Genomic DNA, 14,060 nt, shown 5'->3' with positions numbered 1-14,060 from the left:
CGGGCACCGTTGATCTTCCGCCACACTTCTCCACCAAGAATATGCCATCTGCAGCAATGCAGAGAGTTTCCGGTGGAAATTGTTACGCTCCACGGTGGATTGGGCCGCCAAAAATGCTACCCGAATCAAACGCGCTCGCCGCACGTTTGAATAACGTAATGCGTTGAGGCCGCTTCGGGCGCGGGTCGTTGCTTATGTTGTGTTAGAGGGGAAGACCATATGTTGCCTAATTTTCGCCGTACCGAGGCCGTTTCCTCGAGATCGCAGCCGACCGCCTCTGCCGCTGAAGCGAGCGCCGCACCAGCCTTCCAGCCGCGCCCCTTTCTGACCGTGCCCCGCGCCGCCACGACCGAAGGACCAAAATCCGTTTCGGTGATTGGCACGGACCTGACCATAACCGGCAATCTCATCTGCAAGGGCGAAGTCCAAGTCGACGGCATCGTCGAGGGTGACATCCAAGGCAGCAATGTCGTCGTCGGCGAACACGCGACGGTCACCGGCAGCATCTCCGGTGAAGAAGTCATCGTCCGCGGCCACGTCGTCGGATCGGTACGCGGACGCCGCGTCATGCTGCAGACGACCAGCCAAGTCGAAGGCGATATTTTCCACCAGTCGCTGTCCATCGAGCAGGGCGCTCTGTTCGAAGGCAAGTCGCGCCGTACCAAGGAAGACCCGCGTACGATCGCGGCTCCGAAATCCGAGCCGATCGGCTTTGTCGTGCCGCCGAGGCTGCCGCCCGAACTTCCGAATTAATACCCGTCACTACCGACTAAACCCTCTCAAACCCCCAAGGCCTTTCCCCCTAAAGGCCTTAACTTACCTTTCCGGCCGCCAGTTTGTAACTGTGAGTCGACGGCCGGGAAGGATTTCGAAAGCTCTCTCGCGACACGTCAGAACGATGATCTGCGGAACGCTGCTGGCGGCTGCAAGCTCCCCGCATACGGCCGCGAGACGCGCGTCGTCCGAGTAGGCCAGCGGATCGTCGACCACGAGAGGCACGCCCCGTCCGCTCTCGGCGAGTATTTCCGCAAACGTCAGGCGCACCAGGATCGAGAGCTGCTCGCGCGTACCGTCGGAAAGCGCGGTGACGTTCTCGGCGCCGGCAGCACGCCGCAAGGCATCGACAGCGAAATCATCGCGAAATGTCAGCTCCGACGTCCCGAACACCCGCTCGAGATGCCCACCGAGCCGGCGTGAGATTGGGGCCGAATAAGCAGCCTTCGCTTGGGCTTCGATAGCGGCGAGCGTTCGCTCCAAAAGCCGCAACGCTTCCGCCTCATGCCGAAGCCGCTGCGCCTCGGCTTCCGCGCGCTCGAGTTCGCCTTCGCGCGCCGCAAGTTCGCCCGCCCGGCCGTTTTCGTCGCTCGCCTGCTGCGCGCCTTTTGCGTGCGCAAGCTCATCGCGCAGGCGCCCAATCTCGTTTCTGCGATGTTCTTCGTTCTTTCGAGCTGCCGAGATTTCGCTGTCGAGCTTGCGGAAGTCGTCGTCGTCCATCGCCTGCGCACTGAGCGCGTTGAACGTTAGACGAGCGTCCATGGCGACCGACTTCAAACGTTCGACGTCAGCTTCCGACAGTGGGGCTTGATCCACTGCCCCCAACTCCGCCTCGATCTGCACAATGTCGCTCGCGAGCACATCCGCTCCGCGCGGCGCAAGATCGGAGAGCCGGGCGCGCGCCGCGGCGAGATCCGCCTGCTTCTTCGTGCGTGCCGCAGCCCGGTCGCGCGCTTGTTCGGCTGTCGCGACGCCGAGACGCTTCAGCACGTCCTCGATTTCGCGCGTCGCCGCTCCACTCTTTGCGCGAAGTTCCGCGCCGCGTGCAGCATGCGCCGTCGAAATCGAAATCGCCGCTATCCCAGGAATCCGAATTTCGAGCGGCTCGACGACCGCGAAACTGCGGCTCTCTTGAAGCGGCGACCCGCCGATCTCGATGCGCCCCCGGCCGCCGTCTTCGACCGCGATATCGACTGTTGCGGCGTGCCCTGAAAGCTCGGCTTCGGCGACGGCACGTTCCCGTTCCACAACGTCGAGCCGATCGATCACGCGCGGAAGCGCCGGATCGGCTTCGATCTCCGATGTCCACGTGGCGATCTGCCGGCTGAGTTCGAGCGCCGTGGCGTAGCCGGCGCGCTTCTGATCGAGCGATTCAGCCAATTTCTTACGCGATGCCAGCGCACCCAACGCAGTAGCGTGTTCCGCTTCCCGCGCGCGCATCGTCTCCCGTGCAAGATCCCGCTGAGACCGCGTGTCGATGGCAGCCGCGCGCCGCGCCTCTAGCACCACGGTCCCCGAACCGGACGCATTCGATTGCGCCTCGGCTTCCAGTTCGCCAAGCCGCTTCGTCATCTCCACGATGTCGTTGAGCCGCTGCTCTGCGGCCTGAGCGATAACCCGCGTCTCGTCGCGCTCCTTTTTGGCGTCGTCGCGAAGCTGCTGCGCGACGTAAAGCGGTCCGTCTTTCTTGATGCCAGCTCTCGACGGCGTCAGCAGCAGATCGAGCGCACGCTTGGTTCGATCGCGCACGCCCTCGAAAGCCGCATCGAATGCGGCCGTTTCGATTTCGCGGCCGATCACGTCCCTGAGAATGGCCCTCTCGCCACGATCCTTCACTTTGCCAGCGGAATCGATGTCGGGCTCAGGCAGCGACAACGTCTGCTTCTGACGAACCCAGACCAAGCCGAAGCTCCCGGGAAGGTCGCTGCTTCTGCCGGTCAGCTCGGCAAGGCGCTCTTCGGCCTCGGCGTTGCGCGCGACGATCGTCGCGGAATCGAGATCGCTCAAAAGAGCGCTCGCTCCGCGTCCGAACTGTTTGCGAATACGCCAGCGGCGATCCTGCGCTTCGAAGTCGACTTCGACCAGGGGCTCGCCTCCCCCATACGGCCGCATTGCCTCCAGTGCACCGCCGCTCACTTTGTGGCGCGTGAGAAATGCTGCTTCGAGCGCGTGAAACATCGTCGACTTACCCATCTCGTTGGGTCCGCAGAGAACGTTCACGCCGTCGCTGAATGTTTCGATGGCAACCGGCTCGCCAAATCGTCTGAATGCCGCGACGCGGAGGGCGAGGATCTTCACGGGCCCGCCTCGCGCCGGCCTTCAGCCGCGAAGCCCGCGAGCCGAAGCAGCGCCGTTGCGGCAGCGTCCCGTTCCGGATTTGCCGGATCTGAACTCACCTGAGCCAAATGTCGTGCCGCGTCCAACAGGGCCCCCGCGAGACCGAGACTCTCGAAATCCGTGGAGCCGGACGTAACCGTCAGCGCTTTGTCGTCGATTTCGAACCGGCGCAACCGCGCCGACCATTCTTCCCGCCACACATCGAGCGCCGCGCGATCCGCAAGCGAAAGATGCCCGCCAAGAGAGAGCCGAAGCAAGGTCTTACCGAGCGTCGAAGCCGCGATCCGGACATCGCGTTCGATCGCGCCGAGATCGGCGGACGAGTGAACGGTCCGGTCGAACTTCAGCCAGGTGAACTCCGCTGTCGGCACCTTATCGACCGCAACCAGCTGCGCGCCGTCGACCGTAACGGCAAGCGCAAAGCCCGGCTCGTTGTCAGGAAATTGATCCGGTTCCGGCGTTCCCGAATACCAGGTCTCAGTCGAAACACGCGCCGCGCCATGCCAATCGCCGAGCGCCAGATACGCGAGTCCCGCGCGTTTCGCGCGATCGGGCGCCAAACGCAGGGCCGCGTCGTCGTCACTGCCGAAGCCGCGAACGGAGCCATGCGCGAGCCCGATGCGGGCGGCACCCGGCGGGGTCTGGGCCGCGTCCATCCATTCGGTGACATCGCGCCCAGGATCTTTCGACGTTACCGGTGAAGGCAACAGCACCGCATCGCTGGCAAGCACATGAGGCGTCGCACTGGAAAGCACGGAAACGTTCGGCGGCAGACCAAGTCGCGAGACCTGATCCCACACGCCGCTCAAGCGTAAGGGATCGTGATTGCCCGGCAGGAGCAGCCAAGTCACATCGCTTTCCTCGGCGAGTTGCGCGAGCGCACGCCGGATCTCGAGCGTCGCGATCAATTCGGAATCGAAAACGTCTCCCGCGACCAGAACATGCCGCGCGCCACGCTCGCGCGCGATCTTTGCAAGCCGTCCGATAATTCCGAGCCGCGCAGCGGCCAGCTCGCCCGCGAGCCCCGGCTCGAAGCGGCGAAACGGTTTTGCGAGGTGCCAGTCAGAGGAATGGATGAAGCGGAAGGTCATGGCGCGAGGTTTCGCCGCTTCGTCCGTCAACTTCAAGGCATCTATGGGCGCGGCCATTTTTGGACGAGGGCTGGGCGTGTGGATAACTTTGCCAGCACGCGCAGCTCAAGCCAGCGCGCGCAGCCCAAGTTAGAGCGTGCGGCCCAAGAAGAGCAGCTGCCCGCTCGTCCCCGCGCGGGCGATCTCGGCGAACCCGTTCCGGTTGTAGAAGCTGATATTGGGCGAGCCAGCCCCCGTGACGACGTGCACGCCCGGCGACCCGTGAACCTTGGCATCGGCTACGAAGCGATCGACCAACCGCCCGCCGATGCCGCGATTTCGAAAATCCGGCGCGATGTTTACATGCAGGTGCGCGGGGAATTTCTTCGTCTGCTCGCGAAGCGTTGTGAACAGCTCGATATCGGCGAAGCGAGGCGCCAGCGCCGGATCCTCGATGGCCCCGACGAGATAACCGGCGACCTCTCCCGACGGCCTCAGCGCCAGATACCCGAATTGCGGATCGTGCCGCAGATAGCTCCCGAGCCACCGCTCCCGGAACGCTGCCCGAGCCGGCTCGCTCTCGAACGATTTCGTATTGCTCGATTCAAAGAAGATAGCGTCGATGCCGCGCTCGATTTCAGGCGTCGGACCGGCGTCGAGCAAACGGTGGATGGTCACGGATTCGGACATTGCTCTCGCTTGTCACGCAATGGCGTTTGGACGAGGGCAACCCCGATAAAAACATCCCCCTAGCGCACGCATCTACCCGGCGGCGTCGACGGCTGCAACAAGTTGTCTGCGAAACGACGGGGGCAGATCGGCCGGAATTGCAACGGGCATTGGCATCGACGTCAATGCCGTGTCGTTCGGTCTATTCACAGTCGCCGGCGCGGAACGCCGGTCTGCCGGATTGGCGCCGCCGTAGTTGGGGCTAAAGGGCTCGTTCGGATCATCCGGCATCGCCCGGATACGAGTCGACGGAGCTGCCTGCACGGGCAGACCGTCCGCTTCCATCTGGACGGTTGGTGCTTGCGCGACATAAGCCGGAGGCGGCGAGCCCGCGTAATAGGCCTGATTGTCGGTAGCGCATCCCGCCGCTGAGATCGGAACCACTCCGGCCATCAGCGGGAATAGGACCGCGCGCAGGACTTCGACCGGCCGTCGGCCGCTGGATAACGCGAACATGGAACACGCCTTCGACAACGCCACAAACGCTACAAAACCCAAGAACTGTCCGAGATTGAAACATCTGGGCGTTAATGCCGCCCTAACGGCTGCCAGCTTTTGGAAAACCCAGCAGCTTCTTTCGCGCTCAGCGAGGAATAAGCCCCGAGGCGCCTATGCCGTTGAAAACAGCCTGCATGGCGATCGCCGCAAGCAGAATGCCAAACACGCGGATAAGCACGCGTTGCGCCGTGACGCCGAGCAGGTGATTGAGTTCATTCGCGAGCATGAGCAGCACAAGCGTTATGACCATCACCGCGGCGAGTGACGCCGTCACGATTGCAACGCCGAGCGGCTCGCCATGCGCGTTCGCCGTCAGCAAAATGCCGGCGCTCATTGCGCCCGGCCCCGCGATCAACGGAGTCGCTAGCGGAAAAACAGCAATGTCGTCCTTCGTCTGAGCCTCCGCGCCTTCGGGCGGCGTGAGCTTGATCGCGCCCCCCGGCCTCGCAAAAATCATATCCAGCGCGATCAGCAGCAGGATAATTCCTCCGGCGGCTTGCAACGCCGCGAGCGATACGCCGAGTTCACTCAGGATCGGATCGCCGAACAGCGTGAAAACCGCGAGAATGCACGATGCGATGAGCGTCGCGCGAATGGCGATGCCTCGGCGCACGTCGTAAGGCATCTTCGGCGTCAGCGTCGCAAACAGCACCGCCGCTTCGATCGGTCCGATCGTTACGAAAAATGTCAGAAAGCTTTTGAGCGCCATCTCAACCATTGTCATGCGCCTCCAACGCCGCAACAGACACCGAAGCAAAACGCAGAGCTGCACAGCAAGGCAGCGCTTTGCCCAACGCTACGGCGACAAATCCAAGCACTCGATTTGGTCGCCTGCTAACAATTAGAATTGGCCAACAATCATTATGGACACGGAACGAATCTCGCGTGATCATCGTCGTTTCAGGGAGGGCGCCCAATCACCTAATAGAAAGGAGATTGCTACGTGACCGAACGTGAAATGTCTTGCGACAATGGTTTCAAAGCCCAGCTCGCTGGGTTCAGTCTGACGACTGCCGAGATCCTTTATCGTCTTCCGGATCATCCGTCGCTCATCCAAAGCTATATCTGGCAGGAATACGACTCCGCGCCGCGCTTTCCAAAGCTCAAATCCTTTCTCGACTTCTGGACAGCAAAGCTCGAGGGCCAGCTCTACCGCGTGACCGTCGCGCATTCGAAGCTGATCCGCCCGGCCGAGCTCAGGTTGATCGGAACGGAGATCAAGCTGCACTAGGAAGCGAGATCGCATTAAAAGCAGTCCGCCTTTTCGATGATGGCGGCGCCGAGTTCGGAAACGGGGGATCGCGCGCCGCGTCGCGCGCGAAGTGGAACGAGTTCAATCGTCCCGGAGCTGCGCCAGTCTGCGCGTTTCGTTGCATCAGGTCAGTCCCTTCGGGCTCAACCGCCGCGAACGGGCAGACCGGCCCACAAGCCACTTTACGAAAGCGTAAGTTCTGTTTCCGGCCGGCTTGGGTTTAGGCTCAAAGCTCACTGGGGAATCCCCAAGGACTCCGAAACTCGAGGCAGCGCGAATGTGCTGCCTTTTTTTATTTCACGGTCTTCACCGGGATCGTGACGACGATTGCAGTCCCCGGCGAGCGAGGTTCGACTTCGATCTTACTGCCGAGCTGCGCCGCGAGCATCCCCATCAGGCGATTACCGATGCCAGACTTTTCCGATTCCGGCCCGTCGCCCTGACCCACACCATTGTCCGCGACAACGAGCTTATAGACGTCTCCTGCCCGCCGAAAATCCACGACGATGCTGCCATGCCGTTGGCCGGGAAAAGCGTGCTTCGTGGCGTTGGTGACGGATTCGTTGATAATCAGCCCGAGCGGAACTGCCTTTTCCAAACTGACCGAGTGGCTTTCAGCATTGCACTCGATTGCAATGGGGCGCATCGCGAGTCGCGACAGCCGGAGGTCAGCGCACAATTCGCCGATGTACGATTTCGTATCGACCACCACGTGATCGTCGCGAAGCTCCAAACGCCGATGCACCCGCGCAATCGTCTGTACGCGCTCGGCCGCGGATACCAGCGCCTCCTTCGCTTCTTCGTTCGCCGTCCGCGCTTGCAAGTTCAGCAGCGTCACGACGTTTGCGAAATCATTCCGCGTACGGTGAGAAAGCTCGTTGAGCAGCAGATTGCGTTCCCGCACCGCCTCGCTCGCTGTTTCATGCTGGATCGCCAATGACACCAGACCGACATGCAAAGCTTCGACGACCGACGAGATCGCAAATCCGATCACGACGAACAGTACCACAGCCGCCTGGTCTGAAGGGTTGACGACGGCAAGCGAATAGCGCGGGTATAAAAAATAATACGAAACCGCCAGCGCGCTGAGCGTCGTCGCGAAAAAGCCGTTGCCCCGGTCGAGCAACGCGCCGCAGACGAAAATCACCGGGATGAACGCCAGGAACGGATATCGATTGCCCGCCTCTTCGCCGAACGTCATCTGCAACCAGACGGTCAAAGCCACGAGCACCACGGTCGCTACATAACGAACTGCAACGGGCATCCTCCGCGAAGCATTGGCGGCTCGGTGAACTGTCGAAATCCATCCTTGCATGGGCAGAAAACGCGCCTGAGCAAAAATCGTTCAAAAGACATCGATAACACAGCAGGTTCGCCACCTTGACTAACATTTCCTGAAAGCTGCGCTCACCCCTGGCACGGTGACTTCCTCACCATCCGATCGCCGTCAGCGACCATTCTGCGGGAACCACCCTTAAATCGCCTCTCCAGGTCCCAAGGGGGCGTGAAGTTGCTTTATTGGCGCACTTCCGGTACGGTCGCCACACACTATTCGGCAGTTCGATCGGCCTCGCCAAGAACAGCCCGAGGCGCCGCCGGCATAATTGGAGCTGACGCCCACCGAGGCCGGCAGCGCAGAAGTCGCAACGCAGACATCGCGGCTACACCGATAGAGACGCATATTCGCCGACCGGTTCCACGATCTGGATCGGCAACACGCCGTCCACCAACCGGCGTCCACGATGACTTATCCGAAAATACTCGACTAACCCGGACGACCAATTTTAACACGGTGTGCATCTCGCTTTGCGGGTGCTCGAAAAGCACCAACCAACCCCAGCGAGGATCCGACGAATGTCCACTAGCGCAGCTCAGATGCATGCGGCACGCGGCACAAAACACACGTGCAGCAACGACGAATGCGGCGAACGCTTTTATGATCTGAACCGCTCGCCAACGGATTGCCCCTATTGCGGCGTCACTTTCGAGCCGATGGCCGCCAGCACCCGCCACACCTTCGAAATGGAAGTCGGCAAGCGCACCCGCGGCAAGGTCTATAAGCTGACCCAAGCCGCTCCGGAGGCTGAGGAAGCCGAAGCTGGCGTTGAAACCGAGATCGACGTCGAGGAAACCGAGGATGACAGTGCCGACGCGGCGAACATCCTCATCGAAGACGACGACACCGAACCGACGACCGACGACGTCATCGACCCGGCCCACACCAGCGACGAAACGTAAGCGCTCACATTCGTCCTTCGGCGATGCCACACCGGATCGCCGAAGGACCTCTCCGCTTCCAAATCGAACAACCCCGGCAAACCAAAAAAGAACGTGACGCTCCGTATGCTCTCTGGGCATAAGGAGCCCGAGGAACTGCGCCTTCGTCTCGGCAGATTTTTTGCCGAAAAGTTGGAGGCAGTTCCAGGCACGGACGGAGGACGAATGCAGCGCTGGCTTTTTCTGATTTTGATTGGACTGATCTCTCCCGCAAGCGCCGCGTCGATTGACCAATCTCTGCTCAAGCTTGATCCGGAGGAGCGCGCACATCAGGCCTGCATCCTGAAGGGCATCGACGATATCAAGCGCTCGAAGAAGTTGCGGCACGTCGATCGCGTGAAAACGAGCATCCTCTCGCGTGCAAAATTCGACGGCACGACGGTCGTCGCGAACGGCGGCGCCGTCCGCGCCAATAATCGCTGGTATCAGCTGAAGTTCACGTGCGCCGTCACGAATGAGCAAATGAAGGCGACGTCGTTCACCTACGAAGTCGGCCCCGAAATTCCCGAAAGCGAATGGGAAGACCTCGGCCTGTGGAAGTGACGCTGGCGAGCGGCGGCGCGATGCCGCCATCCGAGACAGTGCTCGACATCCTTCCTAACGCCGGCATCGGCATCCCAGCGCGCAAAAAGAAATAGCTCGCATTTACGAGCTTGCGCGAGCGTGCCCACCGGCTATCGCTTGAACAGCGCGCGGCCGATTACAGCACGCTCCTGGTACCCGGGAATATCTTTTGCGGCGGGCGAGCATAAACTTCGCGATATCTCGAAATACTTTGTCGACGAACAGGCAACTATCCACGGCCGCCCTCATACGGGCCGCTTGGGTCTAGCATCCCGGCCCCGCCACACCGCCCTAGCCTTTCGCAAAACAGCCCGCGAACCAAGTGCACGCCGAGTGCACGATGAACCATGTTCGTTCAGTCTCGCCCAAGCCTGAAAGCGGCGTCGCGGCGAATAATGGCGCGTACTGATTATGACGAAAAACCAATACGCCAGATATATTGCGCAAGGAGATTGCCAGTGAAAGCTCCAAAAATTGCAGCATGCGTTTTAGCCTTACTCAGCGCTCCCGTAGGCGTCGCGCATGCGACGGACGCTTCGTTCGATATTAGGCGAGCGTGTGCCGGGCTTCCCAGCGTTTCGGCGCTGCGAGCCAGCCTCATTGCAGCAGCGACCGATCCAAAAGCCTTGAATGGGCTGCAGCTGCTCAACTGGGCGACGGTCGTCAACCGCGACGGCATCGTCTGCGCCGTCGCATTTCAAGGTGACGACCGCGGCGCGCAATGGCCCGGAAGCCGCGTGATCTCGGCGCAAAAGGCCAACACCGCGAATGCGTTCAGCCTCAACAAGCTCGCGCTTTCGACGGCGAACCTCTTCTCGGCCGTGCAGCCGGGTGGAAGCCTTTTCGGCCTGCAGGAAAGCAACCCCGTCAACACAAACGTCGCGTACGGCGGCGATTCACGCCTTATCGGCACGTCGAATGATCCGATGGTCGGCGGCAAAATCGGCGGCGTCAACGTCTTCGGCGGCGGCCTCGCGCTTTACGATGGCAGCGGAACGATCATCGGGGGCGTCGGCGTTAGCGGCGACACCTCGTGCCGCGACCACTTCGTCGCTTGGGAACTGCGCCACGTGCTGAAACTCGACTACGTACCCTCAGGCGTTTCCGGCGATCCTAACCGGCCGGACAACATCATCTTCGACATCCCGACATCGCAGGTCGCAGCGCCGTCACCGGTGCCAGGACCGAGCACCAGCGGCTTTGGACATCCGAAATGCATCAACACCGGCAACCCCGCCGCGCTCGATCCGATCCGCCACGTTTCGATCGCCTCATCGCATTGACCGTTTGAAATTGATCGTTTGAATACGAGAGAGGGCAGCGAGCGGTTCGCCACAAAGGCGGCCGCTCGATTTTCATACCGACCAGCGCGCGACCATCCCTCATCCTCGAACGCACGATCAGCCCCCACCTTCGGCGCCAAACTGAACCCGTTTCTGTCGGCTCAGAGATGCAACGAACGCAGCTACGGCGCTGCTCGGTACAGTTTGATCTGCGGCCGCAACGGTTGATTAATTCGAATTGAATCGAGTCCGAGCGCACTCCGTTTCAACGTCATAAGCATTTGGCGTCCGCGCTCTTGGAGCCGAGCTTCACCGTATTCGAGTCAATTGGACGGACCCAATTGGACGGACATGGTGACCACGTGTTCCGGGAGACTGGAGCAGCGTTATACCGCCGACATTTCAGTAGCAGCGTCCTTCTCGCCCGACGGAAGGCGAGACAATTTTTCCCGCACAAATGGTTTGACGGAACAGGAGTTATTCCATGTTCGATTTTCAAAAACTCAGCAAACTGACGCCACTCATTGCAGCATCCGCGCTCGCGCTCCCGGCACTCTCTGCCTCACCCGCGCACGCCCAATCCCAGCCCAACATCGTCGTCATCATGGGCGACGACATAGGCATGTGGAACATCGGCGCTTATCACCGGGGACTGATGGCCGGGCGAACGCCGAACCTCGACAAGATGGCCAAGGAAGGCATGCTGTTCACGGACTATTATGCCGAGGCGAGTTGCACGGCGGGTCGCGCTAATTTCATCACCGGCGAACTTCCGATACGCACCGGCATGACGACGGTCGGCCAGGCGGGCGCAGCGATCGGCCTCCCCGCCGAGGCCGTGACCATCGCAACGGCACTGAAATCGATGGGCTACGCCACGGGCCAATTCGGCAAGAACCACCTCGGCGACAGGAACGAGTTCCTCCCGACCGTCCACGGCTTCGATGAATTCTTCGGTTACTTGTATCATCTCGATGCCATGGAAGACCCGGCCCATCCCAACTATCCGCAGAACCTGCTGAACGTCGTCGGCCCGCGCAACATGGTCCACAGCTGGGCGACAGACGTCGACGATCAGACCGAGATGCCGCGTTGGGGCAAGATCGGCAAACAGCGGATCGAAGACGCAGGCACGCTCTATCCCAAGCGCATGGAAACGGTCGACAACGAGATCCGCGACCTCGCGATAAACTTCATGGATAAAGCCAAAAAGGACGGCAAGCCGTTCTTCGTCTGGCTCAACCCGACGCGCATGCACATCGTCACCCATCTCTCTCCCAAATATGAGGCGATGCGCAATTCCGAGAATGGCTGGTCGGAAGAGGAAGCTGGCATGGCTCAGCTCGACGACGACGTCGGTCTCGTGATGCAGAAGCTCAAGGACCTGGGTGTCGACGATAACACCATCGTCGTCTTCACGACCGACAACGGCACCGAAGTCTTCACGTGGCCCGATGGCGGTCAAACGCCGTTCGCACAGTCGAAGGGAACCGTTCTCGAAGGCGGCTTCCGCGTACCGGCGATTGCTCGCTGGCCCGGCCATGTACCGGCGGACTCCGTGCAGAACGGAATTTTTTCCGGCCTCGACTGGTTTCCGACGTTCGTCGCCGCCGCCGGCAATCCGAACATCACGGAAGAATTACTGAAGGGTAAGCAGATCGGCGACCGCACCTACAAGAACCATCTGGACGGCTACAACCAGCTCGATTGCGTCACCGGCAAGGGCCCCTCCGCGCGTCACGAGATTTTCTATCTCGGCGAAAGCACGGTCGGTGCGGTGCGCATCGACGACTACAAGTTCCGCTTCATCGATCAGCCACAAGGTTGGGTGGGACAAAAAACGCACCCCGACATCCCCTACATTACCAACCTGCGCCTCGATCCCTTCGAACGCACAGGCTGGCCGGAGAGCGGAACGAAAGAAGGCGGACAGCAATACTTCGATTGGTTCAAGTATCAGTTCTGGCGCTTCGTGTTCGTCCAGCAGATCGTCGGCAAGGAGCTTCAGACGTTCATCGATTTCCCGCCGATGCAGCGAGGTGCGAGCTTCAACCTAGACGCCGTCAAAGCGGAAATGCAGAAGCGTATGGCGCAGGCCGAAGCCGCAAGCAAAGGCACAGGCCAGTGACGCAGCCAACGCAATCGGCGGCCGGCGCAACGGCAAGAGTGATCGGCGGCCGGCTCCCCGAAGGGGTGTCGCCGATCACAAATCAACCGAGTCAATTTTGCGTCTTGTTGCCAGCCGCTGAATCGCCGGCTTTCGCTGGCGCCGATGTCGTGCTGGACTTATCGGCCGCAGCCGCTGGCGTCGTCGCAGTCGAGGAGCCAGCCGCCGATTTCCCTTTCAAGTCCTTTTTGCACTGAGCGCGGAATTTGACACGCTCCTTGCCGTGCAAGCCCTTTGCGTCGGCCTGTTTCGAGCATTCGATCGATTGAGGCGTCTTCGGCTTGGATTTCGAATCTGCCGCAAAAGCCCCAGTCGATGTGGCCGCAATCGCAACGGCCGCCAGCATCATCGTCAAAGATTTCATCTCGTAATTCCTTTAGCTCTTTTCAGATCAGTTACGTTGCACGACTCGTCAGTTCCACCACCCGTGTCGAGAGCGGTAGTCTTCGCTGAGGTCCTCGCGGTCGCGACGAATGTCCGTCACGTCCCGATTGAACTTTTGCTCCGCTCCGCGAAGCTCGACGGCCTCTTCGCGGGCATTTTCCCCGGCCGCGTGGGCGGCCCAGATTTCACTGTGCGACCACGCCCAGCGCGCATGGCGGCGCGCATCGCTGAGCTCCTGGCGTTCTTCATCGACATGGCGCACATCACGCGCGATTGCGGCGCGATCCGGGCGAATGTCGTTCCAATCTGTGCGGATGTGAGAATTGTACTCATAAGCGTAAGCCGCGGACATCGCCGTTGCGGTGATACCAGCGGCTAGAGCGATAGCGGGAAAAATCTTATTCACGACACTCTCTCCATGGAGACGCGTTGAATGCGTTAGCGCAGCGGCGTCCTCGCGCTTTTGCTTGTCCGGATTATTGAAACGCGACGCCACCCGACGCAGCGCAATTTGCGCGCGTTCGGTTGAACCGTTTCGGAATAGACAGTTCACAGACCGTTCAGGATCCAGTCATCGTTTTGCTTGGAAACGTCTTTTGCTGACGCACCCGCACTTCCGCTCCCGCATTCCCGGCCGAACCGAGAGGCGCTCAGGAAATCTCCGATTGCTCCCGGTGGAGCGGCAGCATGCTGTCGCGAGCCCAATCGTCGAGGGACGCGCTCGA

At 60.9% G+C, this 14,060-nt stretch carries 14 protein-coding genes; 6 read left to right on the top strand and 8 right to left on the bottom strand.

Going from position 1 to position 14,060, the window contains the following annotated elements; translation table 11 throughout:
- The first annotated feature begins 219 nt into the window (after positions 1 to 219).
- Positions 220 to 753, top strand: coding sequence for a bactofilin family protein (locus tag AC1DK3_RS13245; RefSeq protein WP_477192650.1), 534 nt, complete (start codon positions 220 to 222; stop codon positions 751 to 753).
- 63 nt (positions 754 to 816) lie between these two features.
- Here AC1DK3_RS13245 and AC1DK3_RS13240 read toward each other — a convergent pair whose 3' ends face one another.
- The 5 genes from AC1DK3_RS13240 to AC1DK3_RS13220 all read right to left on the bottom strand — a co-directional run bounded on the left by AC1DK3_RS13240 (position 817) and on the right by AC1DK3_RS13220 (position 6,132).
- A complete protein-coding gene (locus AC1DK3_RS13240; protein ID WP_477192649.1) occupies positions 817 to 3,072 on the bottom strand; it encodes an ATP-binding protein in 2,256 nt (751 codons plus the stop codon).
- Positions 3,069 to 4,202: a metallophosphoesterase family protein gene (locus tag AC1DK3_RS13235; RefSeq protein ID WP_477192648.1), complete on the bottom strand. Its 1,134-nt coding sequence runs from the start codon at positions 4,200 to 4,202 to the stop codon at positions 3,069 to 3,071. Before AC1DK3_RS13235 ends, AC1DK3_RS13240 begins: the two co-directional genes overlap by 4 nt.
- Positions 4,203 to 4,331: 129 nt before the next feature.
- A complete protein-coding gene (locus AC1DK3_RS13230) occupies positions 4,332 to 4,871 on the bottom strand; it encodes an N-acetyltransferase family protein (protein ID WP_477192647.1) in 540 nt (179 codons plus the stop codon).
- Positions 4,872 to 4,943: 72 nt separating this feature from the next.
- Positions 4,944 to 5,366, bottom strand: a complete 423-nt coding sequence (locus AC1DK3_RS13225; RefSeq protein WP_477192646.1) for an adhesin — start codon at positions 5,364 to 5,366, stop codon at positions 4,944 to 4,946.
- 127 nt (positions 5,367 to 5,493) lie between these two features.
- A complete protein-coding gene (locus AC1DK3_RS13220) occupies positions 5,494 to 6,132 on the bottom strand; it encodes a MarC family protein (protein WP_477192645.1) in 639 nt (212 codons plus the stop codon).
- Between the two features lie 219 nt (positions 6,133 to 6,351).
- Between AC1DK3_RS13220 and AC1DK3_RS13215 the strand changes: the two genes are divergently transcribed.
- Complete coding sequence (locus AC1DK3_RS13215) at positions 6,352 to 6,639, top strand: usg protein (protein WP_477192644.1); 288 nt, start codon at positions 6,352 to 6,354, stop codon at positions 6,637 to 6,639.
- Positions 6,640 to 6,952: 313 nt separating this feature from the next.
- Here the strand turns inward: AC1DK3_RS13215 and AC1DK3_RS13210 are convergent, their stop codons facing one another.
- Positions 6,953 to 7,924 carry a sensor histidine kinase gene (locus AC1DK3_RS13210; protein WP_477192643.1) on the bottom strand — a complete coding sequence of 324 codons (972 nt, stop codon included), beginning with the start codon at positions 7,922 to 7,924 and terminating at the stop codon, positions 6,953 to 6,955.
- A 590-nt stretch (positions 7,925 to 8,514) separates the two neighbouring features.
- Between AC1DK3_RS13210 and AC1DK3_RS13205 the strand changes: the two genes are divergently transcribed.
- The 4 genes from AC1DK3_RS13205 (at position 8,515) to AC1DK3_RS13190 (ending at position 12,912) form a co-directional block, all read left to right on the top strand.
- Positions 8,515 to 8,898: a TIGR02300 family protein gene (locus AC1DK3_RS13205; protein WP_477192642.1), complete on the top strand. Its 384-nt coding sequence runs from the start codon at positions 8,515 to 8,517 to the stop codon at positions 8,896 to 8,898.
- A gap of 204 nt (positions 8,899 to 9,102) precedes the next feature.
- Entirely contained in the window at positions 9,103 to 9,480 is a 378-nt protein-coding gene (locus tag AC1DK3_RS13200) for a DUF930 domain-containing protein (RefSeq protein ID WP_477192641.1), read from the top strand.
- 479 nt (positions 9,481 to 9,959) lie between these two features.
- Positions 9,960 to 10,784 carry a GlcG/HbpS family heme-binding protein gene (locus tag AC1DK3_RS13195; RefSeq protein ID WP_477192640.1) on the top strand — a complete coding sequence of 275 codons (825 nt, stop codon included), beginning with the start codon at positions 9,960 to 9,962 and terminating at the stop codon, positions 10,782 to 10,784.
- 484 nt (positions 10,785 to 11,268) lie between these two features.
- The gene (locus AC1DK3_RS13190) at positions 11,269 to 12,912 is read left to right on the top strand and encodes an arylsulfatase (protein ID WP_477192639.1); all 1,644 of its coding nucleotides are present in this window, start codon (positions 11,269 to 11,271) and stop codon (positions 12,910 to 12,912) included.
- A 91-nt stretch (positions 12,913 to 13,003) separates the two neighbouring features.
- Here the strand turns inward: AC1DK3_RS13190 and AC1DK3_RS13185 are convergent, their stop codons facing one another.
- Both AC1DK3_RS13185 and AC1DK3_RS13180 read right to left on the bottom strand, forming a co-directional pair.
- Complete coding sequence (locus tag AC1DK3_RS13185; RefSeq protein ID WP_477192638.1) at positions 13,004 to 13,315, bottom strand: PsiF family protein; 312 nt, start codon at positions 13,313 to 13,315, stop codon at positions 13,004 to 13,006.
- Between the two features lie 48 nt (positions 13,316 to 13,363).
- Positions 13,364 to 13,741, bottom strand: coding sequence for a hypothetical protein (locus AC1DK3_RS13180; RefSeq protein WP_477192637.1), 378 nt, complete (start codon positions 13,739 to 13,741; stop codon positions 13,364 to 13,366).
- Positions 13,742 to 14,060 lie beyond the last annotated feature (319 nt).

The sequence above is a fragment of the Hyphomicrobium sp. 01T421 genome (assembly GCF_056398805.1).
This window is presented reverse-complemented; position numbering and strand designations above follow the sequence as displayed.

What these genes read in the sequence shown, in the direction of transcription:
- AC1DK3_RS13200 (WP_477192641.1), top strand. Translation starts at nt 9,103, where the DNA reads ATGCAGCGCTGGCTTTTTCTGATTTTGATTGGACTGATCTCTCCCGCA.
- AC1DK3_RS13190 (WP_477192639.1), top strand. Translation starts at nt 11,269, where the DNA reads ATGTTCGATTTTCAAAAACTCAGCAAACTGACGCCACTCATTGCAGCA.
- AC1DK3_RS13205 (WP_477192642.1), top strand. Translation starts at nt 8,515, where the DNA reads ATGTCCACTAGCGCAGCTCAGATGCATGCGGCACGCGGCACAAAACAC.
- AC1DK3_RS13230 (WP_477192647.1), bottom strand. Translation starts at nt 4,871, where the DNA reads ATGTCCGAATCCGTGACCATCCACCGTTTGCTCGACGCCGGTCCGACG.
- AC1DK3_RS13245 (WP_477192650.1), top strand. Translation starts at nt 220, where the DNA reads ATGTTGCCTAATTTTCGCCGTACCGAGGCCGTTTCCTCGAGATCGCAG.
- AC1DK3_RS13185 (WP_477192638.1), bottom strand. Translation starts at nt 13,315, where the DNA reads ATGAAATCTTTGACGATGATGCTGGCGGCCGTTGCGATTGCGGCCACA.
- AC1DK3_RS13220 (WP_477192645.1), bottom strand. Translation starts at nt 6,132, where the DNA reads ATGACAATGGTTGAGATGGCGCTCAAAAGCTTTCTGACATTTTTCGTA.
- AC1DK3_RS13210 (WP_477192643.1), bottom strand. Translation starts at nt 7,924, where the DNA reads ATGCCCGTTGCAGTTCGTTATGTAGCGACCGTGGTGCTCGTGGCTTTG.
- AC1DK3_RS13235 (WP_477192648.1), bottom strand. Translation starts at nt 4,202, where the DNA reads ATGACCTTCCGCTTCATCCATTCCTCTGACTGGCACCTCGCAAAACCG.
- AC1DK3_RS13225 (WP_477192646.1), bottom strand. Translation starts at nt 5,366, where the DNA reads ATGTTCGCGTTATCCAGCGGCCGACGGCCGGTCGAAGTCCTGCGCGCG.